This window comes from Rheinheimera baltica, assembly GCF_030731985.1.
Classification (GTDB): Bacteria; Pseudomonadota; Gammaproteobacteria; order Enterobacterales; family Alteromonadaceae; genus Alishewanella; species Alishewanella baltica.
Map to the genome: position 1 here is coordinate 486,222 of NZ_JAPJDY010000002.1, position 24,567 is coordinate 510,788.

Annotated in this window: 19 protein-coding genes and 1 tRNA gene; 11 read left to right on the forward strand and 9 right to left on the reverse strand. The window is 47.2% G+C overall.

Annotation, left to right across the window (positions count from 1 at the left end; genetic code table 11):
- Position 1: 1 nt before the first annotated feature.
- The 5 genes from ORJ00_RS05100 (at position 2) to ORJ00_RS05120 (ending at position 6,890) form a co-directional block, all read left to right on the forward strand.
- The gene (locus ORJ00_RS05100) at positions 2-1,399 is read left to right on the forward strand and encodes a cytochrome ubiquinol oxidase subunit I (protein ID WP_306139170.1); all 1,398 of its coding nucleotides are present in this window, start codon (positions 2-4) and stop codon (positions 1,397-1,399) included.
- Positions 1,399-2,400 carry a cytochrome d ubiquinol oxidase subunit II gene (gene cydB, locus ORJ00_RS05105; protein WP_306139171.1) on the forward strand — a complete coding sequence of 334 codons (1,002 nt, stop codon included), beginning with the start codon at positions 1,399-1,401 and terminating at the stop codon, positions 2,398-2,400. Before ORJ00_RS05100 ends, cydB begins: the two co-directional genes overlap by 1 nt.
- Positions 2,401-4,092: a thiol reductant ABC exporter subunit CydD gene (cydD, locus tag ORJ00_RS05110; protein ID WP_306139172.1), complete on the forward strand. Its 1,692-nt coding sequence runs from the start codon at positions 2,401-2,403 to the stop codon at positions 4,090-4,092.
- Positions 4,079-5,779: an amino acid ABC transporter ATP-binding/permease protein gene (locus ORJ00_RS05115; RefSeq protein ID WP_306139173.1), complete on the forward strand. Its 1,701-nt coding sequence runs from the start codon at positions 4,079-4,081 to the stop codon at positions 5,777-5,779. Before cydD ends, ORJ00_RS05115 begins: the two co-directional genes overlap by 14 nt.
- A gap of 244 nt (positions 5,780-6,023) precedes the next feature.
- Positions 6,024-6,890 (forward strand): MBL fold metallo-hydrolase, encoded by an 867-nt coding sequence (locus tag ORJ00_RS05120; RefSeq protein WP_306139174.1) that lies wholly within the window; start codon positions 6,024-6,026, stop codon positions 6,888-6,890.
- Positions 6,891-6,902: 12 nt separating this feature from the next.
- Here the strand turns inward: ORJ00_RS05120 and ORJ00_RS05125 are convergent, their stop codons facing one another.
- From ORJ00_RS05125 to ORJ00_RS05150, 6 genes are all read right to left on the reverse strand, one after another.
- On the reverse strand, positions 6,903-7,148 hold the full coding sequence (locus ORJ00_RS05125) for a hypothetical protein (protein WP_306139175.1): 246 nt from the start codon (positions 7,146-7,148) through the stop codon (positions 6,903-6,905).
- A gap of 40 nt (positions 7,149-7,188) precedes the next feature.
- Positions 7,189-7,506: a chaperone modulator CbpM gene (locus ORJ00_RS05130; protein ID WP_306139176.1), complete on the reverse strand. Its 318-nt coding sequence runs from the start codon at positions 7,504-7,506 to the stop codon at positions 7,189-7,191.
- 2 nt (positions 7,507-7,508) lie between these two features.
- A complete protein-coding gene (locus ORJ00_RS05135) occupies positions 7,509-8,465 on the reverse strand; it encodes a DnaJ C-terminal domain-containing protein (protein ID WP_306139177.1) in 957 nt (318 codons plus the stop codon).
- A 200-nt stretch (positions 8,466-8,665) separates the two neighbouring features.
- Positions 8,666-9,061 (reverse strand): VOC family protein, encoded by a 396-nt coding sequence (locus ORJ00_RS05140; protein WP_305977891.1) that lies wholly within the window; start codon positions 9,059-9,061, stop codon positions 8,666-8,668.
- A 331-nt stretch (positions 9,062-9,392) separates the two neighbouring features.
- Positions 9,393-12,749 carry a hypothetical protein gene (locus ORJ00_RS05145; protein WP_306139178.1) on the reverse strand — a complete coding sequence of 1,119 codons (3,357 nt, stop codon included), beginning with the start codon at positions 12,747-12,749 and terminating at the stop codon, positions 9,393-9,395.
- 2 nt (positions 12,750-12,751) lie between these two features.
- Complete coding sequence (locus ORJ00_RS05150) at positions 12,752-13,378, reverse strand: hypothetical protein (protein WP_305977510.1); 627 nt, start codon at positions 13,376-13,378, stop codon at positions 12,752-12,754.
- 806 nt (positions 13,379-14,184) lie between these two features.
- On the opposite strand from ORJ00_RS05150, the gene ORJ00_RS05155 reads away from it, so the two are divergent.
- The gene (locus ORJ00_RS05155; RefSeq protein ID WP_306139179.1) at positions 14,185-15,390 is read left to right on the forward strand and encodes an ImmA/IrrE family metallo-endopeptidase; all 1,206 of its coding nucleotides are present in this window, start codon (positions 14,185-14,187) and stop codon (positions 15,388-15,390) included.
- A gap of 9 nt (positions 15,391-15,399) precedes the next feature.
- Positions 15,400-16,536 carry a beta family protein gene (locus ORJ00_RS05160; RefSeq protein WP_306139180.1) on the forward strand — a complete coding sequence of 379 codons (1,137 nt, stop codon included), beginning with the start codon at positions 15,400-15,402 and terminating at the stop codon, positions 16,534-16,536.
- Between the two features lie 28 nt (positions 16,537-16,564).
- On the opposite strand, the gene ORJ00_RS05165 is transcribed toward ORJ00_RS05160, so the two are convergent.
- A tRNA-Leu gene (locus ORJ00_RS05165) sits at positions 16,565-16,651 on the reverse strand.
- 161 nt (positions 16,652-16,812) lie between these two features.
- Here ORJ00_RS05165 and ORJ00_RS05170 point away from each other — a divergent pair.
- Positions 16,813-17,310, forward strand: coding sequence for an RDD family protein (locus tag ORJ00_RS05170; protein WP_306139182.1), 498 nt, complete (start codon positions 16,813-16,815; stop codon positions 17,308-17,310).
- Between the two features lie 17 nt (positions 17,311-17,327).
- On the opposite strand, the gene lptG is transcribed toward ORJ00_RS05170, so the two are convergent.
- Positions 17,328-18,395, reverse strand: coding sequence for an LPS export ABC transporter permease LptG (lptG, locus tag ORJ00_RS05175; protein ID WP_306139184.1), 1,068 nt, complete (start codon positions 18,393-18,395; stop codon positions 17,328-17,330).
- A gap of 1 nt (position 18,396) precedes the next feature.
- Positions 18,397-19,503: an LPS export ABC transporter permease LptF gene (lptF, locus tag ORJ00_RS05180; RefSeq protein WP_306139185.1), complete on the reverse strand. Its 1,107-nt coding sequence runs from the start codon at positions 19,501-19,503 to the stop codon at positions 18,397-18,399.
- Between the two features lie 184 nt (positions 19,504-19,687).
- Here lptF and pepA point away from each other — a divergent pair, with 184 nt between their 5' ends.
- The 3 genes from pepA to ORJ00_RS05195 are packed head-to-tail and all read left to right on the forward strand — an operon-like array spanning position 19,688 to position 24,524.
- Positions 19,688-21,196: a leucyl aminopeptidase gene (gene pepA, locus ORJ00_RS05185; protein ID WP_027672094.1), complete on the forward strand. Its 1,509-nt coding sequence runs from the start codon at positions 19,688-19,690 to the stop codon at positions 21,194-21,196.
- Complete coding sequence (locus ORJ00_RS05190; RefSeq protein ID WP_306139186.1) at positions 21,196-21,654, forward strand: DNA polymerase III subunit chi; 459 nt, start codon at positions 21,196-21,198, stop codon at positions 21,652-21,654. The genes pepA and ORJ00_RS05190 overlap by 1 nt, the downstream gene beginning before the upstream one ends.
- Before the next feature lie 14 nt (positions 21,655-21,668).
- Complete coding sequence (locus ORJ00_RS05195) at positions 21,669-24,524, forward strand: valine--tRNA ligase (RefSeq protein WP_306139187.1); 2,856 nt, start codon at positions 21,669-21,671, stop codon at positions 24,522-24,524.
- Positions 24,525-24,567: the final 43 nt, after the last annotated feature.

The window sequence follows — 24,567 nt, forward strand, 5'->3', positions numbered from 1 at the left end:
TATGGAACTTGATCCTCTACTACTTTCCCGCATTCAATTTGCGTTTGTTGTCTGTTTTCATGCCATTTTCCCGGTATTTACTATCGGCTTAGCCAGTTTTATTGCTGTGCTGGAAACCTTATCCTTCAAAACCGGTAATCCACTGTGGCAACAGTTGTCTAAATTCTGGATCCAGGTGTTTGCGGTGGTCTTTGGTATGGGCGTGGTGTCGGGCATCGTGATGTCATTTCAGTTTGGCACCAACTGGAGTAATTTCGCTTATGCCACAGCAAACTTTCTCGGCCCGGTACTAAGTTATGAAGTGGTTACCGCGTTTTTCCTTGAAGCCGCCTTTTTAGGGGTACTGCTGTTTGGCCGTGACAAGGTGCCGCAGGGCGTGCACTTATTCGCCGCCATTATGGTGGCAACCGGTACTTTTATTTCCTCCTTCTGGATTTTGTCAGCCAACTCACTAATGCAAACCCCGGCCGGTCTGGAGCTACGCGACGGCATGTATTATGTCGCGTCATGGAGTGAAGCATTATTTACTGCCTCTTTTGGTTATCGCTTTTTACACATGGCACTGGCGTCATTTTTAACTGCCGCGTTGGTGGTCGCCGGTGTGAGTGCCTGGTTTGTGCTGCAAAAACGTGAGTTTGATGCCAACCGTAAGGCATTATCGATTGCCCTGTGGATGCTGTTAATACTGGCACCACTGCAAGCCGTAGTCGGCGATTTTCATGGCCTGAATACCTTAAAGCATCAGCCAATGAAGGTGGCGGCTATGGAAGGAAATTGGGAAACACGCGAGGGTGTGCCGTTATTATTGTTTGCCATCCCCGACAAAGAGCAACAACAAAACCACTTTGAGCTGGGTATTCCCAAATTAGCCAGCTTTATCCTCACCCATGACTGGAACGGCACAGTGCCCGGGCTAAAAGAGGTGCCCGTAGAGGAGCAGCCCCCGGTGTTTATTGTGTTCTGGTCGTTTCGCGTAATGGTGGGGCTGGGCTTATTAATGATCGCCGTAGGTGTATGGGGCTTAGTGCTGCGCCCGGGTGGCCGCTATTATCGCTCGGTGGCGTTTTTGCAAACCCTCAGACTGATGAGTATTAGCCCTTTTCTGGCGGTGTTAGCCGGTTGGGTGGTCACGGAAACTGGCAGAGCGCCATGGCTAATATACGGACAGATGACACACGCACAGGGCCTTACGCCGTCTCTTACCGGTGGCATGGCGTTGTTTACGTTAATTGGTTATGTCGTGGTTTATAGCCTGGTATTCAGCTCTGGCGTTTATTACCTGCTCAAAGTGTTCCGTGGCGGTTTAGAAAAAGCCAATGCCCCACATGAGATGGACGAAGTTGAACGGCCTATGCGGCCTTTCTCTGCCGCCCATGCCAGTTTAGAAGGAGATAAGTAATGGCACAGCCGTTTGATTTAACCCTGATTTGGGCCGGCATTATTGCTTTTGGCGTCATGATGTATGTGTTAATGGATGGGTTTGACTTAGGCCAGGGCATTTTATTTCCGTTTGCGCCAACAGAGCATCACCGCGATGTGATGATGAACTCAGTAGCTCCGGTATGGGATGGCAACGAGACCTGGCTGGTGCTGGGTGGTGCAGGCTTGCTGGCGGCGTTTCCACTGGTGTACGCCGTTTTTCTGCCGGCGCTATACATCGGTGTGTTTTTGCTGCTGGCCGGGCTTATTTTCCGTGGCGTGGCCTTTGAGTTTCGCTTTAAGGCCAAAACCTCTCGTTACTTATGGAACTGGGCCTTTGCCGGTGGCTCCATAGTGGCGTCCTTCGCGCAAGGTGCCGTCGTGGGCGCTTATATTCAGGGCTTTGCCACCGAAAACTTCCGCTATGTCGGAGGCGCGTTAGATTGGCTAACCCCTTTTACCGTGATCACTGGCCTGGGCCTGGTGGCGGGTTATGCCCTGTTGGGTGCTACCTGGCTGATTATGAAATCAGAGGGTGATGTGCAGCAATGGGCGTACAAAATAGCACCAAGGTTACTGTTGGCGGTACTGGTAGTATTTGCTGTTATAAGCGCCTATACCCCCTTTGTTGATGCACGGGTGATGTCACGCTGGTTCGACAGCTTTTCATTATTGTGGATATTACCGGTGCTGGCCATGTACTGTGCCTGGGTGATCTACAGTTCGCTGAAACAAAAACGTGAAGGTATGCCTTTTGTCGCCACCATGGGGTTGTTCTTGTTTACCTATCTGGGCTTGCTGGGCAGTAAGTGGCCCTACATGGTGCCACCTAATTACACGCTGTGGGATGCAGCATCAGATTACAGCTCGCAACTCTTCCTGCTGTTGGGTTTCTTGTTTGTTATCCCTATTGTGCTGGCCTACACCGCCTGGACGTACTGGGTATTTCGCGGCAAAGTAAAACAAGGCGGATACCATTAGGTGACTGCCAAGCTAGTCATTTCAGCTGAACACGCAGCCGGTTTAGCTTTGCTAAAGCGGTTGCGGCAACAGGAAAAACCCCGCTTACGCCTTAGCATTCTGGCTGGCAGCACAGCCACTGTGCTGCTTATTCTAAGCTGGTACTTAATTGCCCTATTAATACAACAGGTGGTACTGGCAGAACCTGCCAGCACTACTCTACCGCTATACGGCGGGATTATTGTTAGCCTGCTGCTGACACGAAACTTAGCACTTTACTGGCAAGAGCAGCTGGCACAAACCGCCAGTAATAATATCAGAGCCAACCTGCGCCAGCAGTTATTGCAGGCCTGGCAAGCCACCAAACCTGCATCGCTGCAGCAACAAGCAGCCAGCAGCCATGCCGGGCACTGGCTGGAGGATACCGATGCACTGGACGGTTACTTTTCCCGCTATTGGCCACAGCAACAGCTGATGCTGCTATCACCGCTACTGATCTTAGCGGCGATAACAGTAAGCAACTGGCTGGTGGGCTTACTGCTACTGTTAAGTGCACCGCTGATCCCGCTGTTTATGTCGTTAATTGGCATGGGCGCCGAGCAAATAAATCAAAAACACTTAACCCAGCGCCAGCGCCTGGCTGGCCACTTTTTAGATCGGCTGCGTAAAATGGCGCTGATTAACCGCCTCGGCGCTGCCGAACAGGTAAAAGCTGAAGTCGCCAGCCGCAGCGAGCGATACCGCCAACTGGTGATGAAAACCCTGCGGGTAGCGTTTTTATCTTCAGCAGTGCTGGAGTTTTTTGCCAGCGTGGCGATTGCCGCTGTGGCTATCTATATCGGTTTTGTCTTGTTTGGCGCCATCAATTTTGGCCCGGCACAACGTTTAACTCTGGCCAGCGGCATTTTTATGCTGGCACTGGCACCCGAGTTTTTTCAGCCGCTGCGCCAATTTGCCCAATCTTACCACGACCGCGCCGCCGCCCTTGCTGCCGCCACTGAGTTAGCACCGCAGTTATTGCCAAGCGCTTTGCTACCCACTCAGCCGCTACAACTACAAGACACCAACAAGACAGCCAAGGCTTTTGCGTGCCGGGATCTTAGCGTTAATACCGCAACAGGCCGGCAGATTTGCCAGCAGGTTAACATTAACCTCAACCTGGGCCAGTGCTTACTGATCAGCGGGCCGTCCGGGGCCGGTAAAAGTACCTTATTAAAAACCTTCGCCGGCCTGCAAGCCCCTGCTCATGGCCAGGTATATGTTGGCCAGCTGCCGGTGACGCAAGCCCGGGTATTTTATCTGGCACAAAAATCCTGGGTGTTTAACGGCACTCTGCGCGAAAACCTGGCAGTACTCAGCCCTGATGTTGATGATGACGCCCTGTTAGCGGCGTTAAACAGGGTTGGTTTAGCCACGCTTTGCCCATCACGGGCACAACTGGACAAACCGCTGACAGAGCGCGCTGAGGGGCTGTCAGGCGGGCAGTTCCAGCGCCTCGCGCTGGCACGGGTACTGCTGTCATCCTTTGATATTATTGTGCTGGATGAACCCACTGCCAGCTTAGATCTGGCCAGCAGAAAGCAGATTATTGCCTGCCTTGCGCAGTTAAAGCGCCAGCATGCACTGATTATTGTCAGTCATGATGCAGAGCTGGCTAAACTGGCTGACCAGCAGCTGATACTGACCGCCGGGGATAAGCATGTTGCCGCCTGATAACATCAACGCTTTGCGTTTTTGGCTAAACCTCTTTATAACGCGCAATCGCCATCGTCTTGGGATTGGCGCTATGTTAGCCGTTGCGACGGCATTATCTGGCATAGCCTTGTTAGCACTATCGGGTTGGTTTATTACCGCGACGGCACTTGCCGGCTCAGCTATAGCACTGGGGTTTGTCTATGCGTTGGATATTTATCTACCCGGCGGCGGTATACGGTTTTTTGCCTTAAGCCGCACCGTTAGCCGTTACTTCGAGCGACTATACAACCATGATACGGTGTTGGGTCAACTGGCCAGGAGCCGGGTGGCCTTGTTTAGCGGCCTGCAGCAGCTATCACGCAGCCAAAGCAGCACCAGCAGCGACAGCGACTGGCTTAACCGCCTGACAGCTGAGCTGGATACGTTGGACAACCTGTACCTGCGACTACTGTTGCCGCCCATGGTTACACTGCTAAGCACTATAGTATTTTTTGCTATCTTGGCTCTGTGGTTACCGTGGTTTTCCTTGGCTACAGCCGCTGGGCTGTTACTGGCATTACTACTGAGCTGTGTGCTGTTTTTACAGCAGAATATTAGCCAGGGTACTGAACTGGCCGGGCTGTTCCTGGCGGCACGAGCCGACGTAATACAGCTGCACGAAGGCATTGCCGAACTTAGCGCCAGCAAAAGCCTGCTGCGGTATCAGCACAGGCTTATTGCCAGCAACAGCGCCATACAACAGCAAGAGCAGCAACTACAACATCACAAAGCCCGCCTGCAGTTAATGGTAAATTCACTCCAGAGTGCAGTATTTGTGCTGCTTATTTTTATGCTACTCAATGCCTTTACCACCACAGCAGCTGTATCAGCGCCGGTGGCCGTGCTGTTTATCTTAGGCTGGCTGGGTGTGGCCGAGTTGATAAGTAGCCTGCCCGCTCAGCTTGGTGTGTTTGGCAAAACCGCGTTTTCTGCTGTACGACTGGCCCAGTTAGCGCAAACGCCCGACACCACCGCGCTTATAGCGCAGCAATGCCAAATTACCACGGTAAAACTTAGCGTAAAAGCTCACCCGCATATTGCATGCAGTGCGCAGCAAACGCTTGATTTGGTGCTCAACGCTGACAACGCAAAGCTGCTGGTTACCGGCGAGTCGGGCTGTGGCAAATCGACCTTAGCGGCTTGTCTGGCAGCTGAGCAAACCCACCCTGCTGTAGGTATCCGGCTAAATGGCCATGCCATAAATGCTGCTGATTGGCGGCGTTATCAACAACAGGTGGCCTATTTAACACAGGCCAATAGCATCTTTGCTGATACCCTACGTTATAACCTGCAGCTGGGACAGGAAGCTCTACCCGAGCAAGCGCTGTGGGACGCACTGACTGCAGTGGAGTTGGAACAATGGGCCAGGGCATTGCCGCAAGGCCTGGATACCTGGCTGGGCGATTGGGGGCAAAACCTGTCGGGCGGCCAGGCCCGGCGGCTGAGTTTAGCCAGGTTACTGCTGCGCCAAGCTGATTTAGTGATCCTGGATGAGCCATTTAATGGTTTGGATGCAGAAATGGCAAACCGAATATGGCATAACATTCAGCCCTGGTTAGAGAACAAGCTGGTGTTTCTTAGCCTGCATGAGAAGCAGGAACAGCTGGTTAACATCAACCGCTATTATCATCTACCTTTAACGGTGCAGACTGACACGAATATCTAATTAACTGCCCCGACCAACCTACTCCTGGCTTTAAGCTTGATTTCAATTTGGGCGAAATACGCAAACTCAGCTTTATTAACGCTTGAATTGTTGATCCATCGCAAAAACAAATTAGAGCAATCTAATATATTTATTTCATTTAGGTATAACCTTATTCTATATTTTTATAACACTGAGTTGGCCACTACTCTTCAGTGGTAACCCGTAAACAATTGCAAGGTTTACCCCTGCAAAGGAGCACAAAATGACTGATTTTCATGTTGAGGCGTTTTTAGATAACGATAGCGAAACGTTTAGCTATGTGGTTAATGACACCACAAGCAAACTCGCTGTGGTAATTGATCCTGTGCTGGATTTTGACTACAAGTCTGGCCGCACTTCAACCGCCAGCGCTGAGAAAATGCTGGATTACATCAAGCAGCATAACCTTAGCGTCGAGTGGGTGCTGGAAACGCACGCTCATGCCGATCACTTATCAGCGGCACCCTTTTTTAAGCAACATTTGGGCGCAAAAATCGGCATTGGTGAACACATTAAGCAGGTGCAGCAGATCTTTAAAGACGTCTTTAATTTAGAGAAGGAATTTCTGCCCAACGGCGCCCAATTTGATCATTTGTTTAAAGACGGTGACGAGCTAAACGTCGGTAGTCTGTCGATTAAAGTGATGCACACACCGGGGCATACGCCGGCCGATTTGGCATACATTATTAACCAGAAAGCGGCATTTGTTGGTGATACCCTGTTTATGCCGGATGTCGGCACGGCACGTTGCGACTTTCCGGGCGGCAATGCCACTACCCTGTATCGCTCAATTCAACGGTTACTGACACTGCCACAGGATACGCAGATTTATGTTTGTCATGATTACCCGACCGCCGGGCGCAAGCATGAGTATTTGACCAGTGTCACCGAGCAACGCAAACATAATTTTCATGTACAGGATGGCATAAGTGAAGCGCAATTTGTTGCCAAACGCGAAGCACGCGATGCAACCCTGGAAATGCCCCGACTGATATTACCCTCTATTCAGGTAAATATTCGAGCCGGGCAAATGCCACCCGTTGAAGCTAATGGCAAGGTATACTTAAAAGTGCCTATTGATCAGCTTTAAACCAACTCAGCTTCAGACCAACAATGGCTTAAGCGCCTGTGCCAGTAACGGTGCCATACTAATGGCGTTGCTGGCATGGGCGATGCAGTCTGTACTCCATACCCGGTTCACGCCGGCGGCTATTATTAACGCCAGCGCATCACCGGCAAATAAGGCATGTGTCACAGCGACATCGACCGAGGCGGCGCCAGCGCTGGGCAATAACTTAGTAAATTTGAGGGTCAGATCAAAATTAAAATATATGCTATCAATTGGCATACACCGCCCTTTATTGCAGATTGTTAATACCTCGCTTACCCTAGCGCAACCTTGCCAACTGTTGTTTTAATTCATCGTTTTCATTTTTCAGCTGGTCAATTTCATCGAGTAAATTTAATACCAAATACAGGTCGGCCCATTCGATATCCAAATCACGATATAGACGGGCGGCCTTTTTCACTTTAGCCACGCAGGTAACATGAAATAGCCATTGCTGTGGCTGCGCACCGGCGATGGGAATGGCAATATCATGGCGAACGAACTCAAGCAGGGTGTCGTTATTAATATTGGCTGTTGTACAAAGCTCTGCAAAACTTAGCCGGGCATTGGTTGAGTGCATGTCTAAAAACGGTGTCATGGTTAACTGCTCCATTCGCGGCGAGGATCAAAGCTGGCGTTGTCTGCCAACTGCTGCCACAGTGCTGTACTGCTGTCGTTAAGCGTCGGTGGCATCACAATTTTTAAATTCACAATCAAATCGCCAGTCGATTTCTTCCCTACCAGGCCTTTTCCTTTAAGCCGCAAGCGCTGGCCCGCCTGGCTATTTGCCGGAATAGCCAACTGAATTTTGCCGCTAAGTACCGGTAGCGTTATTTTGCTGCCAAGTGCAGCTTCCCACGGCGCCAGTGGTAACGTCAGTACCAGGTTGTCAGTTTCAACATCAAACAGTGGGTGAGGTAGTAACCGGATGGTTAAATACACATCGCCAGCTGGCATATTGCCCGCGGCAGGCGTACCCTGCCCTTTAAGCCGAATGCGCTCGCCATCACGAATACCCGCCGGTATTTTCACTTTCAGTGATTTTTTTACCTGCTGTGGATAACCCTGTTGGTCGTTAATTGAAATGACAAATTCAATTTGCTTGATGGTGTCTGCTAGGGTGTCTTCCAGCATAATCGGCCAGTCGAGTTCAATATCAGCGCCTTTACGCTGGTTGCTGTGGTCATAGCCGGGATGTTGACGATGTTGTTGGCGATGCCGCGAGCCAGCCTCACCAAAAATTGCATTAAAAAAATCAGCGAAATCCTGATTAGACGCCGCATTACTCTCGTCGTAAAAGCCGCCATTGGCATGGCCCGTTTGCCTGTCAAAACCACTTCGGCGCGCAGCACATAATGCATCATATTCGGCGCGCTTTTCCGCGCTGTGTAGCACCTCATAGGCTTCTGCAACACGTTTAAATTTTTCTGCTGTATCCGGCAGCTTGCTCACATCGGGGTGATACTTGCGGCCGAGTTTGCGATAGGCCGTTTTAATCGCTTTGTCGTCTGCTGTTGGATCAACGCCAAGCACGCTGTAGTAATCAATAAATTCCATTGCGTGATCCTATACAAAATTTTCCCACACTCACCCTAACAGCGCAGCATCATGAGCGTCTGTGCGCTGGCGCGCAAAGGCAGAAAAGTGGATAAAGGGCTGGTGCTAATAATCACTATCACTTATACCAGCCACTGAGAAATAATGAGTTAGCCAAAAATGCATTTAATTGTCTCCGCCCCCTTTTTCTCTTGGCTAACTTATGTCATCGAGTGCAGGCCAATTAAGTTACCTTCAGAGTCGTGCACTACGGCGCAAAAACCATGTTCACCAATAGACATTTTCGCCTGCTGTACACTGCCGCCATTGGCTTCAGCACGGGCTGCCTGCACGGCGCAATCCTCGCAGCCAAAATACACCAGGGTGCCACCGCCGCCAGGAGTAAAACCGTCCATCTTCACCAGGCTACCGCCGGCACCGTAGTAACTCATGCCGTTTTCTTTATCCATCGGGAAGAACCACATGTCCATCTCAACCTCCGGCGTGGGCGATGGCATGTGTTCCAGCTTGATATCAAACAGCGCCTGATAAAACGCTTTGGCGCGGTCCATATCGTCTACGTAAATTTCAAAATGCACTACCGGGTTAAATTTCATCGTGTTGCCCCTAAAAATTGGCAATACCTTGCACAGCCAGCTGATGCTGCAGTAAAGGTAGCAGTAATTAACTCACGTTAGTTAGTCGGGTGGGGAAAGCGAAGATCGACAAGTATTTTACAGAGTCTTAATGATTTTAGGTTAGATCATTGTTTTGTTTAAACTTAAAAGCAAATGTTGATTCTGAAGCAGTCACCTTAGCGTCAGCGACCAGGGGCTTCGCCAACAAGCTGAGATTTAGTTGTACTAGCTCAGACTTGTTCTGCCCCTAATAGTTGATAATTCTAATAGCTGATGAAGCTAGCCAATGTTATTGGTTTACAACCCACCGCTAGTTCAGCGAAATTGGTTGTACTGGGCTATTTTCAGGTAAACCTTCTCGGATAAACAGAATTTGCTGCTCAAACTCCTCCAGTGATTCTTGCCGTTGTTTTTTATGCTTTCCAACGAAATTGTCATATAGTTCAATGCCCACACTTTTATCCAGTGCATCACCAGGCTCACATTTGGCATGAGCAGTGCTTAGCAAGCTATTGGCATAATCCGCAGTACCTGAAAGCAGCTGAGTTATTGCTGCAGCCTGTTGTGCAGTTTTATGGTCCAGCTCCATCTTATTTTCTGAGTTGACAATATTACTGAACACCTTGGTAAAACCATCAAATTTATCTTTGTGCAATTTCATCGCATCACTGCCTTGTAACTCTTTTAACTTCTTGCTCGGCATCCCTGTCAGAGTTTTATCCTTACAATCTTTCTCTGCATACTCCAGCCAAGAGTCTTTATCCAGCCAGGATTTCAACACACCAAATTGAGCCTCAGTTGCTTTAGTGTATTTTTCAAAAAAACGGCCGTACATTGCATCCAATACATTGGCGGACCCCTTTAGAGACAGGGCTGCATTCCCTTGTTCCAGTAAATAGCCTGCTTTACCTGCAACGTTGTACAACGCTACATTAGCAACAGTTTGATATATTTCTTTCGGATCAGACGAGTAGCCTTTTACGTACCAGTTGCCTATGTCATCTTTCACCACTACATAATTTGTGTCCCCTCCTCCGGTGATACGCACGGTATTAATATTTTGCCAAAATTGTTTATCAATCTGTTGCTGGGTAATATTGTTATTTGCCTTCAGGCTCCCGAACAGAGGGATGGATCTCAAAGCACCGTTCGACAACATATTTTGCCAGTCCGAGGCACTGTTATTTTTTTGCATTGCACTGCTGGGATAGCTGCTACGCAAATAAGCAGTTGCAGGCGTAAGATACTGTCGGCGAGCGCTTAAATCATGAGCAAGTTGTAAAGCCTCTTTGGCATGTGTCAATTCATCATCATTGCCTCTACTGCGCAAATAAATGACCAGACTTTCTAGATAACGCACAACGCCCTTTAAGGCGTAACCGGGTTCACACTCCGCAGCTTGACCCTTATGCTCGTATTTACATTTAAAATCTGCAATCAAGCTCATGTTAAGTACCTGCGAAGCTTTAGTCCTTATGTGAACAACGAAATCAGGCTTTGCGTCTTTGATTAATGCAGCTAACCATTGCTCAGGTTCAGTCTCAGATTCAAATTTTGCGTGGGTTACGTGAACTATAGCGTTCTGTAACTGTTTAATCAGCATATTGGTACTGAACATCTTATCTTCCAGAAGTTTACATCCCTGCCCGCTAATACATGACTCTGCAACTTCAGACGAGCTCAGTAAATCTGTCAACTGCTTAACTGCTTCCCCATGCGTTTCAGTTGCATTCTTAAGCAGTTCCGCCAACTTGTTTTGTACTTCTGAGTTTTCTTGATGCAACAACTTCAGCTGATTAACCAACAAAAGCAGGCGTTCATCTTTGTTCAAATCATCAGCGCCGAAATAAAGTAGGTCATCTGTCAGGTTGCTAAGCTTGGACCCGATAAGCCGGATTGGGGCGCAGCCTCTCCGCAAATCTTCAAGCTTATAAGTACACTCTTGCAATTGATGAGTAGTTTCGAATGCGTCAATATACCTTGCAAATAGCAGCAAAACAGCATCCTTAGATGCCTTGCGTGTATCATCAGAAACCGCAATAGTTGTGGAATCTAATAACGCCAGAGCTTTCAATGAACCTTGTTCAAAGTACCCAGCCAAGTCCTTTTTTTGACCCAAGGATTGGAGCTGATCATAATTAATTTTCCAGCTATCTAATCGCAGATTCGCTCCTGTAAGTGCGTTGTATAATGTTAAAGTTTCTGCTTTGTCATTTTCCAGTGCTTGCAATACACTGCGCTTAAAAATGGCGGGATTGCGGCCGAAGAATTGTTCAGCCAATGCCAAATCTTGTCGGTCCATTTCCTGCCGCAACTGTTTAGCCCGAGATTGTGCTTTTATTTCATTAATCTGAACATATATGGCGCTGCCGATAGATTGCAATACTTGGGTATATTGCCTAGACGCCTCTATTTCACCGTTACTGCCGTTACTAAATAATATCTGTTTATCAGCTAACACTAATAACTTACCGGCGTAGTTGAGCAGCATGTAATGGAGATCCTTAAGTGCGTCCTCTTTATCATTCTGATCGGCATCTCTATAGTTTTTACTGAGGGTAAAAATACCAAAAGGATGTCTACTCCTAGACAATGTGCCTAACGCTAAACTCGCCTTCCCAGCTGCTTTCAGCCCTTCCCCTACGATTGTAAGTTCGGAAATTGAGCCTGAGTCACTTGAGGTTGGGCCTCTGGCAAAGCCACTCTCACACAAACGCTCGCCTGAAATTAAACCGCTAGCACATTGCAGTCGTATTAAATCCCGAACTTCCAATAAATAAATTGCTGCATTTTGATCACTTTTTAGGAACGAATTCACTATTTCAGCAGCTTCATCAATTTCACCTTTTAGGGCGGTCAAGTTTAGTGCTTCACTTCGATTTAAAGAGCGGCCGCCATCTTTCTCATAAAACTCTATGGCTTTAGCCAGCTCTTGGGGGTTGATAATGCCGCTTATGCCGCGGGACAGATCTCTACGGGCCAGTTTTTGTTGAGGAGTTAAATTATCAGCATTATTTAGCAGAATAAGCAGCTGTAAAGTTTCCTCTATATTTTTATCAACAACTTTCCTTATATCAGCTAAATTCTTTTCCCGTTTACTGCCATCTATTCCCCCTTGTTTTTCGCTTGATTCCATCTGAAGGTTTTCATTAAAATCTTTCTTCAAATAATTGAAATATAAATTATTATCACTAATTTCTTTTACTTTCGTATTTATAATATTTTGACCTTCCTCGTTTTCAAATAAAGATATTAAGTCCTCTAAGGCACATGCCATTCCCAGTTTGGAAACAACTCCACTTTTACCTTCAATACCCCTATCTAATAGCCAGTTTCTTTTATTTAAGGATTCGCATTTAACTTTATCGACTGAGCCAATAACCGAATACTTGCGGCGGGCGTCTAAAACGGCTGAGTCCGTTACGTCATTCTTTAAAAAATAGAAGTTTTCCTCACCTGTAAAACGAATGTCTTTCATTAACTGACGTTGCAAATCTTCCAGTAGCTTTTTTGATGTGTCGGCCAAGGACATCAGTTGCTCATGCTGAACATCTCGTTGATCCGACAGCGGCCCTTTGTATACATCAACATCAATTTGCAGTGCCGCACAAGCTGATAAGCATCCTGCTATGATTCCTACAGCCGTCTTTTTCAGAATAGATTTCATACTCAGCCTCCAGTGGCTTTCGGGCTGATACGATCGAGCTCTTTGCGCTGTGCCTGCATATCAGTTAAAGAATCAAATAGATAACGGACAAGCTCCTGGCTGATAGTCGTATTTTGCATTCTGGCTTTCTGTCCCGTCACTTGGTCAACAGCCGAAAAAAAAGCAGCAGGGCTCGACCCCATGACCACTACCAACCTGTGATTTTTAGGGCTGACGCGAAACCCCTCCGGGCCAAAAGCGATCAATTTACGTTGCACGTCATTTCTGAGCATTTCGTTAAATACCGGACTGTTGTCACCTTTTAGAGTGCTAGCCTGTGCAACTATTTCTTGCTGCGACGTCAAAGAATCAACTAATTCAGCTTTTACCCAACCCGAACCAAACTTCATTTTATTTAACGCACTTGCCTGTCCATGTATACGGATCCGATAAATCGTTTGGGGAATCTGTTCCTGCGGGTCGAAAACTCCTAGATAGAATATTTGCTCTATTTCATTAGAAGGTGCTGAACCTAACAATGCAACGCCCGTTAGCCCTTTTTCAGTTAAGGTACAGCTAGAGAGAACAATTGCCATAAAAACAAAAATAGTAAAGATTCGGAAGAATCGAATGGATATGAAGCAAAGCATTGCAGCATTCCTTTGCAAAGAGTTTGAGTTGCGCTCCAATCCTTAAAGTCAACATCAGGAAAAACAGGACACCAGCGGTTAATTTTTTCTCAATTAGTTGAATATCTACACAAAAAATTATGTGCAATATCACCTAATAAATGTCCAACACAAGCACTACGTAAGAAAATATTGTTCAAGATAGAGAATTAGTCAAAAATAAGTTATAAAAATTCTGTTTACTGACGCAGCGTATAATTTTAGAACAGTTTGTTGAACTTTGTGATTGGCTGTCATTAGACTCAGTCAAATCGTTTAGCAAAGTTGTGAAACTAATTTAATGTAACGTAGGAACCCGCCCTTTTAGCTGGTTCCTATTCAAATGGCTTAAGTAACATTTTAAGTATAAAAGAATTAAATTTTGCAAAACCCACCTCAAGCTACCCCTTGCAATCTCCCAGTCATCAATCTCTTACCAATAGCTAAAAATCCCAATTTGGGAGCTTGACAAAAGACAGGCGTAAAACCATAATACTCCCAAATTGGGAGTAAAAATATCCTATGCGCCTTATCGGAAAAGACAAAATACAAATCATTCTGCGAACTGATGAGCCAGCATCGAAGTGGATGCGCGGATGGGTTGCAGAGCTTGAACATGCCACGTGGAAACATCCAGAGGACGTTAGCAGACAGTTCCCAAATATTCGTTTGTCTGAAGATGGGCAAATAGCGTTTCCTATCAACAGTTGCAGTAAAGAGGTTTACATAAAAATTGCGTTCCAACAAAACATTGCAATCATTACGGGCATACAATAATGAGTAACTCTATGGAAGCTAAAGTTATTCGAACTGAAGATCAATATTACGCCTATCTTAATGAAGTGCAGGCTTTGATTTCATTAGGACTTAATTTAACACCAAGCCAAAGTGAACGCTTGGAGCTATTGAGTGTTCTTATAGAGTCCTATGAAAATTCAAAATATCCGGTGGAAACGCCTGATCCCATAGATGCGATTTTATTTCGGATGAGTGAAAAAGGACTGAAGCAAGCTGATTTGATACCTTACTTTGGTACAAGCAGCAGGGTTTCAGAAGTTTTGAACAGAAAGCGTCCATTGACTGTACAAATGATTCGCGCACTGACAATAGGATTAGGCATTTCCGCTGATACCTTAGTTGGGGCTGCTACTCCTGATTTAGTGGAAAAAAAGCCAGCGGTTGACTGGTCAAAGTTTCCTATTAAAGAAATGTCCAAAAGAGGCTGGATTGGAAATGTGACTAAAGCAGCCAAAGACAACATTGAAGAATTAGTAAAAGATTTTATCTCTGAAGCAGGACTCCATTTTGGTACAGCTTCATTTCGAAGAACACTAGCTGGTGAAGCTAAATCGCCAACATCTAAGTATGCACTGTATGCATGGTTGGCACGAGTAATCCAAAAATCTCGAGAACAGTCAAAAAATATTGGTCATTTTGATGAAAATACTCTTTCAGCACAATATCTGAAGGAGCTTGCTCAACTGAGTTGGTTCGATAAAGGGCCGTTACTTGCAGTTGAGTTTCTCGAGAAATCAGGTATTAAAGTAATAATTGAACCTTCGCTGAAAGGAACTTTATTAGATGGCGCTGCGTTAAAGGATGCTGACGGAACGCCGATAGTCGCGCTTACCCTTAGATATGATAGGGTCGATTACTTTTGGTTTACCTTACTTCACGAAGTGGCTCATATTTGGAAGCATGTAACAAGTGAGGAAGCCTTTCTAGACGATTTAGACGCTTCATCGGAAGATCGTCGAGAGGCAGAAGCAAATAGGTTAGCTAGAGAAGCTTTCATTCCAAGAGTCCATTGGCGTAGAAGCGAAGCATACTTATCGCCAAGTAAAGAAACCATAGAAAAACTTGCTAAAGAACTCAAGATTCACCCTGCAATTGTTGCAGGCCGAATAAGGAAGGAAACAGGTAATTATGGAATGTTCACAGATCTCCTAGGTCAAAATCAAGTGCGGTCATTGTTTCAAAATATCGATGAATGAGGTCAAAATATGAATCCAACATACTTTCCAATTATGAAAGCAATGGCCGCTGAATTTACAGCGTTATCAAACACAAAGAGCGATGTGGCTAATTTACTGGTACCGTTGTTTGAGTTTCCGCAGAGGCCGCAGCGCAAGGCTTATACTGAATCAACTAATCCAAACGAACTTTATATTAGTGATACCTGCAAAGAAATAAGCAATGTTTGGGCTGGTCGGCCTGCAATGTTCGATACCTTTCATTGGAATCCTTCAACAACTCTGGAAAACGGTGAACATCTGACTACTAGTATATATAACCAGTTACGATCACTGGGTATTACTGCTGTACCAGTCGTAGGCTATGACCGCTGGAGTATATACGACTATCAACTTGCTTTAAAAAGCATCATCTCGATGCATACAGGTAAAGTGTGTATTAGATTGGATCATCACGCCTTCGAAGATTCAGCTGAACCTGATTTTTTAAAAGAGATCATAGATGAAATGATTGATTTGCTGGAGCTGGAACCTGCTAACTGTCATGTACTTTTAGATTTTGAAGATGTTTATAGCGATTCGACTATCGAACTCTTTGATAAATTTGATGCGCTGTTTGACCTAATCAAAAATTACAACTTTGGCAGTTATTCTATCGCTGGCTGTTCATTACCAAAAACTATAGATATGGCGGTCTCAAAGCATAATTCATGTGGATCTGTTTTAAGAAAAGAAATGTTGCTTTGGAAAAACATTCGCACCCAGTATCCAAACCATTCAATTGGCTTTGGCGATTATGCGGTTAGAGGCCCTAGCAGTAACGCTGGCTTTCCGAACCCACATACAAATGGAAAAATTCGCTATACCAAAGAGAATGAATACTTTGTCGCTAGAGGACAAGCTATGACAAAGCCACCAAAAGGCAAGCAGCATTGGGCTTTAGCAGAAAAAGTGATAAATTCAGGACATTATTTAGGCCCTACTTTTAGTTGGGGTGACAATGAAATAATGCGATGTAAAAACCAAGAATTCCCCGGTGGAAATGCTCAGGTCTGGATCAAAATTGACACTAACCATCATCTAGCATTTGTTGTGTCGGAAATTTTTGAATACGAACGTGCTTTAACAGCGAGAGCTTTAGAAAACAATTCCAACGTACGGGCATAAGCGAAAAACTTTAGCTTGTTGGAAAATTTGGTGCCTAGGGTCGGACTCGAACCGACACGGAGTTTCCCCCGGCGGATTTTGAATCCGCTGCGTCTACCGATTTCGCCACCCAGGCACTGAGGGATTTTTTTGCAGTAAACGGGTGCATTATACGATGCGAATCTGCCAGCGCAAGCGAATTTATGTTTTGATGGTGCGGTTGCGCAAAAATACAGCAGCTTCGAAAAAGCCTTGCCCCATGCTACACTTGCGCCGTTTTTATTAGCGGAAATCACTATGTTTGCCAATGCACCCCGCGCGGGTTTAATTCGCCGTTTAGCGGCAATAATGTACGACTGGTTAATACTGGCTGCGCTTTGGATGGCAGCAATGGCTTTGGCGCTGTTGGTGGTTGCGCTGTTAAACAGTGCTGGCATCATCTCTTTAGCTAATTATACCGACCACGCCGATTTTATTACTCAGCATAAATTATGGTTTCAGCTGTATTCTGTGCTGTGTTTTTTTTGGTTCTATTTGTATTTTTGGTGCAAAGGCGGCCAAACCCTGGGCATGCGGGCCTGGCGTTTATTGTTGGTGCAACAAAATGGTGAAGCAATTAGCTTAAAACAAGCCGTGTTACGAGCGTTTAGCGCGTTGCTGGGGCTGGGTAATATCTGGTTGTGGCTGCGCTGGGGCAAAGGGCTGGCCTTGCAAGACCAGCTTACGTCTACTCAGGTTATTATTCTTACCAAAGAACAAAGCAAACTACTTAATTTGCACAAAGCAGCCCGCTAGGGCTGCATGGTGCCGTGCTAGGCTTTTTTCTGCATAAAATAAGCTGATAAGGCAATAAAAATAGCGCTTGGCAGCAAAGCACCAATGATAGGGGGTAGCTGATACACCAGTGCTACCGGGCCAAATACTTCGTTACTCATGTAAAACGCAAAGCCGGTTAAAATGCCCATCAGTACTCTGGCTGCCATGGTAACACTGCGCAATGGGCCAAAAATAAATGACAAGGCCATCAGCAACATGGCAACAATAGTCAGTGGCTGCAGCGCCTTGCGCCAAAACGCAAGCTCGTAGCGGCTGGAGTCTTGCGAGTTTTGTTGCAGGTAATCCACGTAGTCGTTAAGGCCGGTTAGCGATAACATTTCTGGTTTAATCGTTACCACACCCAACTTGTCCGGCGTTAACGATGAACGCCAGCGCTGCTCTGGCAGGCTTTGCTTTAAAATACGGTCAGGGCCAAACTGCAACTGTTCTACTTGCTGCAGTTGCCAGGCGTCACCGCTGTATATCGCTTTATCGGCGCTCACAATAGACAACAGCTGTAGCTGCTCATCAAATTGATACACCACGACTTGCTCTAAATTGCCCATATCGTCAACTTTGCGAATATTGACAAAGTTGTCGCCATCTTTGGCCCATATACCTTGCTGTGCCGCAAACAAGCTACCATCTGAAATAGCTTTGGTGCGCAGCTCGCGTGCCGCACGGTCACTTACTGGTGCGCCCCACTCGCCTACCGCCATCACCAACAGCATCATTAGCACGGCGGTTTTCATTACCGAACTGATAATATTAAGACGTGATAAGCCCGCGGCTTGCATCACCACCAGCTCGCTGCTACTGGCCAGCATACCTAAGCCAATTAAGCCGCCGATTAATGCCGCCATCGGGAAAAACGTCACCAAGTCGCCAGGCACGCTGTATAAGGTAAATAACGCAGCATGCACCATGTCATAGTAGCCACGCCCCACTGAACGCATTTGGTCGATAAACTTAAACATGGCAGAAATGGCTAACAGTACACTGAGTGTTAGCATTGACGTATTAAAAATACTGCGACCAATATAAACATCTAATATTTTCAACATGTTAACTTCTTCCCGCCAGCCAGGCATGAAACCGCTGCGCGCTGCTGCGGCTTCGCATAATTAACACCCCGCCGACCATCAGCGCTAACGCGTGTAGCCACCACATGCCCATCGCCGGTGGGATTTTGCCATCTTCCAGTGCCGAGCGGGCAATAATAAGCAAAGAGTAATAGCCTAAGTACAGTAGTAGCGCCGGTAGCAAGCGACCAAATTTACCCTGGCGTGGATTAACCCGGCTAAGTGGCACGGCAATAAGGGTAAGCAAGGGTATAGACAGCGGTATGGCGATACGCCAGTGCCATTCGGCTATGGCTTCGTTGCTGTCCATGGTAAGTAGCTCTGTGGTAGCAACAGAACCCAACTTACGCCGGCGCTGTTCTACTTCTTGCTCACGAATTTGAATTTGATAGCGCTCAAACTCGGTAACTTCAAATGCCGGTGAACCTACTTCACCCGCGTAACGTCGGCCTTGCTCAAGTTGTAAGGTTTGGCCGCCATTGGCATCTTCTTTTACATTACCGCTGTTGGCATAAACAATAGAATGCCCTAAGCGGTCGTCACTGTTATTTTGCGCCACAAACACCCGCATTAGCTCGCCGCTTTGGCTGCCTCGCCCAACGTCATGCACAAAAATTACCGCTTTTTCGTTTGACGTGTGTTGAAACCGGCCTGGCACTACAGATAACAACCCGGCATTAGCATCTGCTTTTTCCAAAATGCGGTATTCTTGTTCTGTTGCCCACGGGCTCAAATACAGCGTAACGCTGCCGGCCAGTATGGCCATAAGCAATGACAACAGCAGCGTTATACGCACGATGTACCATTCACTCACGCCAGTGGCATGTAATACCGTCATTTCACTGTCAGCATACACCCGGCCGTACGCCACCAATACGCCAACAAAGGCACTGAGTGGCAATATAATAACGGCCAACTGCGGTAGCTTTAATGCCACTATGCTCATAACCAGTTGCCCGGGAATTTCTCCCTCTGACGCATCGGCCAAAATTCTGACAAAGCGCTGGCTGATGATAATGGTCATTAAAATGATAAATACCGCCAGTTGAGACTTGAACACCTCACTGAGCAGGTAACGAAAAATGATCAAAACGCCCCCTAAAAACCTGCCTTTTTGCTGGAACCCTAGCGATTTTTCAGTAAACTTGATATTTATAGCAATTATTATCGACCAAACAGCAGAGAAAACCGAGCTTTTTTATAAATTCACGGTAGAATTTGGCCATTAAAGTACTGAGTTATGTTAGCACAGTCTATTAGAATCAGGAGTTAGTATGGAGTTCAGCGTAAAAAGCGGAAGTCCGGAAAAACAACGCAGTGCGTGCATTGTGGTTGGCGTATATGAACCGCGCCGTCTTTCCGCCGTAGCAGAACAACTGGATAAAATCAGTGACGGCTATATCAGCAACCTGTTACGCCGTGGCGATCTGGAAGGCAAGCCCGGCCAGATGTTGCTATTGCACCATGTGCCTAACGTATTAAGTGAGCGCGTATTATTGGTTGGCTGCGGCAAAGAGCGCGAACTAGACGAGCGCCAGTATCGCCAGATTATTGCCAAAACCATTAGTACACTGAATGAAACCGGTTCGATGGAAGCGGTATGCTTTTTGTCTGAACTGCACGTTAAAGGCCGCGATACCTACTGGAAAGTGCGTCATGCAGTGGAAACCACGCAAGACTGCCTGTATGTGTTTGACCGGTTAAAAAGCAAAAAAGATGAAACCCGTCGTCCGCTGCGCAAAATTGTATTTAATGTACCTACCCGCCGTGACTTAACCATTGGTGAAAAAGCCGTAGAACACGGTTTAGCCATTGCTGCAGGTATTAAGCAATGTAAAGACGTTGGCAATATGCCACCGAACATTTGCACGCCACAGTACCTGGCAGACCAAGCCCAATTGTTAGCAGAAAGCTCGGCCAAAATTAGCGTTGATGTATTAGGCGCAGAAGAACTGGCCGCACACGGCATGAATTCGTACCTTGCAGTAGGCCGTGGTTCTGTTAATGGCCCGCGTATGTCGGTAATTAAATACAATGGTGCCGAGAACGACAGCGCACCGGTGGTGCTGGTAGGTAAAGGCCTGACTTTCGACTCTGGCGGCATTAGCTTAAAGCCGGGCGATGGCATGGACGAAATGAAATACGACATGTGCGGCGCCGCGTCGGTACTAGGCACTATGCATGCCGTGCTTAATTTAAACCTGCCGATTAATATTGTTGCCGTATTAGCCGCAGCCGAAAATATGCCCGATGCTAACGCCTATCGCCCTGGCGATATCCTGACGACAATGTCGGGCCAGACCGTAGAAGTACTCAATACCGACGCGGAAGGCCGCTTAGTATTATGCGATGCCTTAACCTATGTTGAGCGCTTTGACCCTGAACTGGTTATTGACGTTGCCACCTTAACCGGTGCCTGCGTTATTGCCTTGGGTAAACATGCGTCTGGCTTACTAAGCAACCATAACCCACTGGCACATGAAATACTTAATGCGTCTGAGCAAAGTGGTGACCGCGCCTGGCGTCTTCCATTGTGGGATGATTATCAAGACCAGCTGGAAAGCCCGTTCGCTGACTTTAGTAATTTAGGTGGCCGTGCTGCCGGTACTATTACCGCGGCGTGTTTCTTATCGCGCTTTACCCGCAAATATAACTGGGCGCATTTGGATATTGCCGGTACCGCCTGGCGCAGTGGGGGTAAAGATAAAGGCAGCACTGGCCGGCCGGTGTCGTTGCTAACCCAGTTTTTAATTAACCGGGTTGGCCAGCAACAGGATAACTGATGCAGGTTAGCTTTTATCTGTTAAGCGACACGCCAGCAGACTTACAAGCCACACAAAATGAGCTGAGCACCACGCCAGCTCATTTTACTTTAGCTTGTCAGCTATGTGCCGACTTGTTCCGCGCCAAACAGCGGGTTTTCGTTTATACTGCCAGCCAACAACAGGCCGAAGTCTTTGACGAGCTGCTTTGGCAGTTCGATGCTGAGCGTTTTGTTCCACATAACCTCAGTGGCGAAGGCCCTAAATATGGTGCACCGGTAGAAATAGGCTGGCAAGCACCAAGGCAAAACCGGACCGTGCTAATAAACTTAGCCGACACTATTCCGGCTTTTGCCAACCGTTTTTCACACATCATCGAATTTGTTCCCACCGCCGAGTCATTAAAAGCGCAGGCCAGGGAGCGTTTTAAGCAATATCGTCAGTTAGGTGTTAATCCGCAAACCATTAACGCCAATTGATTACAGGTACTATCATGGAAAAGACGTTTAACCCCAGTGAAATAGAACAGGCCATGTACAACGCATGGGAAGCCAAAGGTTATTTTCAGCCAAGTGGTGATGAAAGCCATGGCAACTATTGCATTATGATCCCGCCGCCAAACGTCACGGGCAGCCTGCACATGGGCCATGCCTTTCAGCAAACCATTATGGACGCGCTAACCCGCTACCAGCGCATGCAAGGTAAAAACACCTTGTGGCAGGTGGGTACTGATCACGCCGGTATTGCTACTCAAATGGTAGTAGAGCGTAAACTGGCCGCAGAAGGTTTACCTGGCCGGCATCAACTGGGGCGTGATGCCTTTATCGAAAAAGTGTGGGACTGGAAAGCCGAGTCTGGCGGCACTATAACCTCGCAAATGCGCCGTTTAGGTAACTCGGTAGATTGGCAGCGCGAACGCTTTACCATGGACGACGGCTTGTCTCACGCGGTACAAGAAGTGTTTGTGCGTTTATACGAAGACGACTTAATTTATCGCGGTAAACGCCTGGTCAACTGGGATCCTAAACTGCACACCGCCATTTCTGACTTAGAAGTAGAAAACAAAGATCAGAAAGGCCATATGTGGCATTTACGCTATCCACTGGCCGACGGTGAAACAACTGCCGAGGGTAAAAACTACCTGGTTGTTGCCACCACGCGCCCGGAAACCATGCTGGGTGACACCGGTGTGGCAGTAAACGCTGAGGATGAACGCTACCAGGCACTGATTGGTAAAACTATATTGCTGCCGCTGGTTAATCGCCGTATTCCTATCGTGGCTGATGAACATGCCGACATGGAAAAAGGTACCGGCTGCGTAAAAATAACCCCTGCGCATGATTTTAATGACTACGAAGTAGGCAAGCGCAACCAGTTGCCAATGATTAACATTATGACGCCAGATGCGACTATTCGCACAGAGGGCGAATGTTTTCAGCCAAACGGCGAAATAAACCCGGGTCTTAGTGCCACTATTCCGGAAGAATATCAGGGTTTAGACCGCTACGCTGCGCGTAAAGCCATAGTAGCCGCCTTTGACGCCTTAGGCTTATTAGAAAAGGTAGAAGATCACAATAACACCCTGCCTTATGGCGATCGCAGTGGCGTCGTGATTGAACCTTTGCTAACCGACCAATGGTATGTACGTGTAGCACCGCTGGCGAAAACCGCCACTGAAGCGGTAGAAAGTGGCCAAATTGAATTTGTGCCTAAGCAATACGAAAACATGTACTACAGCTGGATGCGTGACATTCAGGACTGGTGTATTTCGCGTCAATTGTGGTGGGGCCACCGTATTCCGGCCTGGTACGACCAAAACGGTAAAGTCTATGTTGGCCGTACTGAAGCTGAAGTGCGTAGCAAGCATCAGTTAGACGACAGTGTGGTGTTGGCACAAGACAACGACGTGCTGGATACCTGGTTTAGCTCTGCGTTGTGGACCTTCTCAACACTGGGCTGGCCGGAAGACACCGACGCTCTGCGCACCTTCCACCCAACTAATGTGCTGGTAACCGGTTTTGACATTATTTTCTTCTGGGTTGCCCGGATGATCATGATGACCATGCACTTTATTAAAGATAAAGATAGCAAACCGCAGGTGCCGTTTAAAACCGTGTATGTTACCGGGCTTATTCGCGATGAAAATGGCGATAAAATGTCGAAATCCAAGGGCAACGTGGTTGACCCACTGGATATGATCGACGGCATCAGTCTGGAAGACTTACTTGCCAAACGCACCAGTAATATGATGCAGCCGCACTTAGCTGAAAAAATTGCCAAAGCGACTGAAAAGCAATTCCCCCAAGGCATTACCGCCAGCGGTACCGATGCGCTGCGCTTTACCCTTGCGGCACTGGCTTCAACCGGCCGTGATATTAACTGGGACATGAAACGCTTAGAAGGCTATCGTAACTTCTGTAACAAGCTGTGGAATGCCAGCCGTTATGTGCTGATGAACACAGAAGAGCAGGATTGCGGCTTTAACGGCGGCGAGATGCAACTGTCACTGGCTGACAAATGGATTTTGGCTCAGTATCAAGGCACCGTGACGCAGGTAAGGCAGTATATAGACAGCTACCGCTTTGACTTAGCGGCAACGGCTTTATACGAATTTACCTGGAACCAGTTCTGCGATTGGTATCTGGAGCTCACGAAGCCAATATTATTCAAGGGTAATGACGTACAGCAACGCGGTACCCGCCACACGCTGGTTACGGTGTTAGAAAGCCTGCTGCGTTTAATGCACCCTATTATGCCGTTTATTACCGAAACCATCTGGCAGTCGGTTAAACCCTTAGCCGGTATTGATGCCGACAGCATTATGTTACAGCCTTACCCAGAGTGTAACGATGCCCTGATTGATGCCACAGCAACAGCGGATTTAGAGTGGTTAAAAGCAGTAATCACCGCTATTCGAAATGTCCGCGGTGAAATGAACATTGCCCCCAGTAAGCCACTCAGCATCTTACTGCGCAATGTAAACAGAGAAGAGCAGCGCCGTTTAAGCGAGAACGAAAACTTCTTAATGAACCTGGCTAAGTTAGAGCAAATAACCATTCTTGCCGCCGGCGAACAAGCACCAGCCAGCGCAGCGCAGCTGATTGGCAGTATGGATTTGTTAATACCGATGGCCGGTTTAATAGATAAAGACGCTGAGCTTAGCCGCATAGCCAAGCAGTTGGAAAAAACCCAGCAAGAACTGGCCCGTGTCGCAGGTAAGTTAAGCAATGCAGGCTTTGTTGCCAAAGCACCGGAAGCGGTACTGGAAAAAGAGCGCGCTAAACAAGCCGAGCTGGAACAGGCCGTGGTTAAGCTACAAGCACAGCAAGCCGAAATTGCTGCACTTTAAACCAAGCGAGTTTTTGTAGTGCAAAGGCGGCCTGATGGCCGCC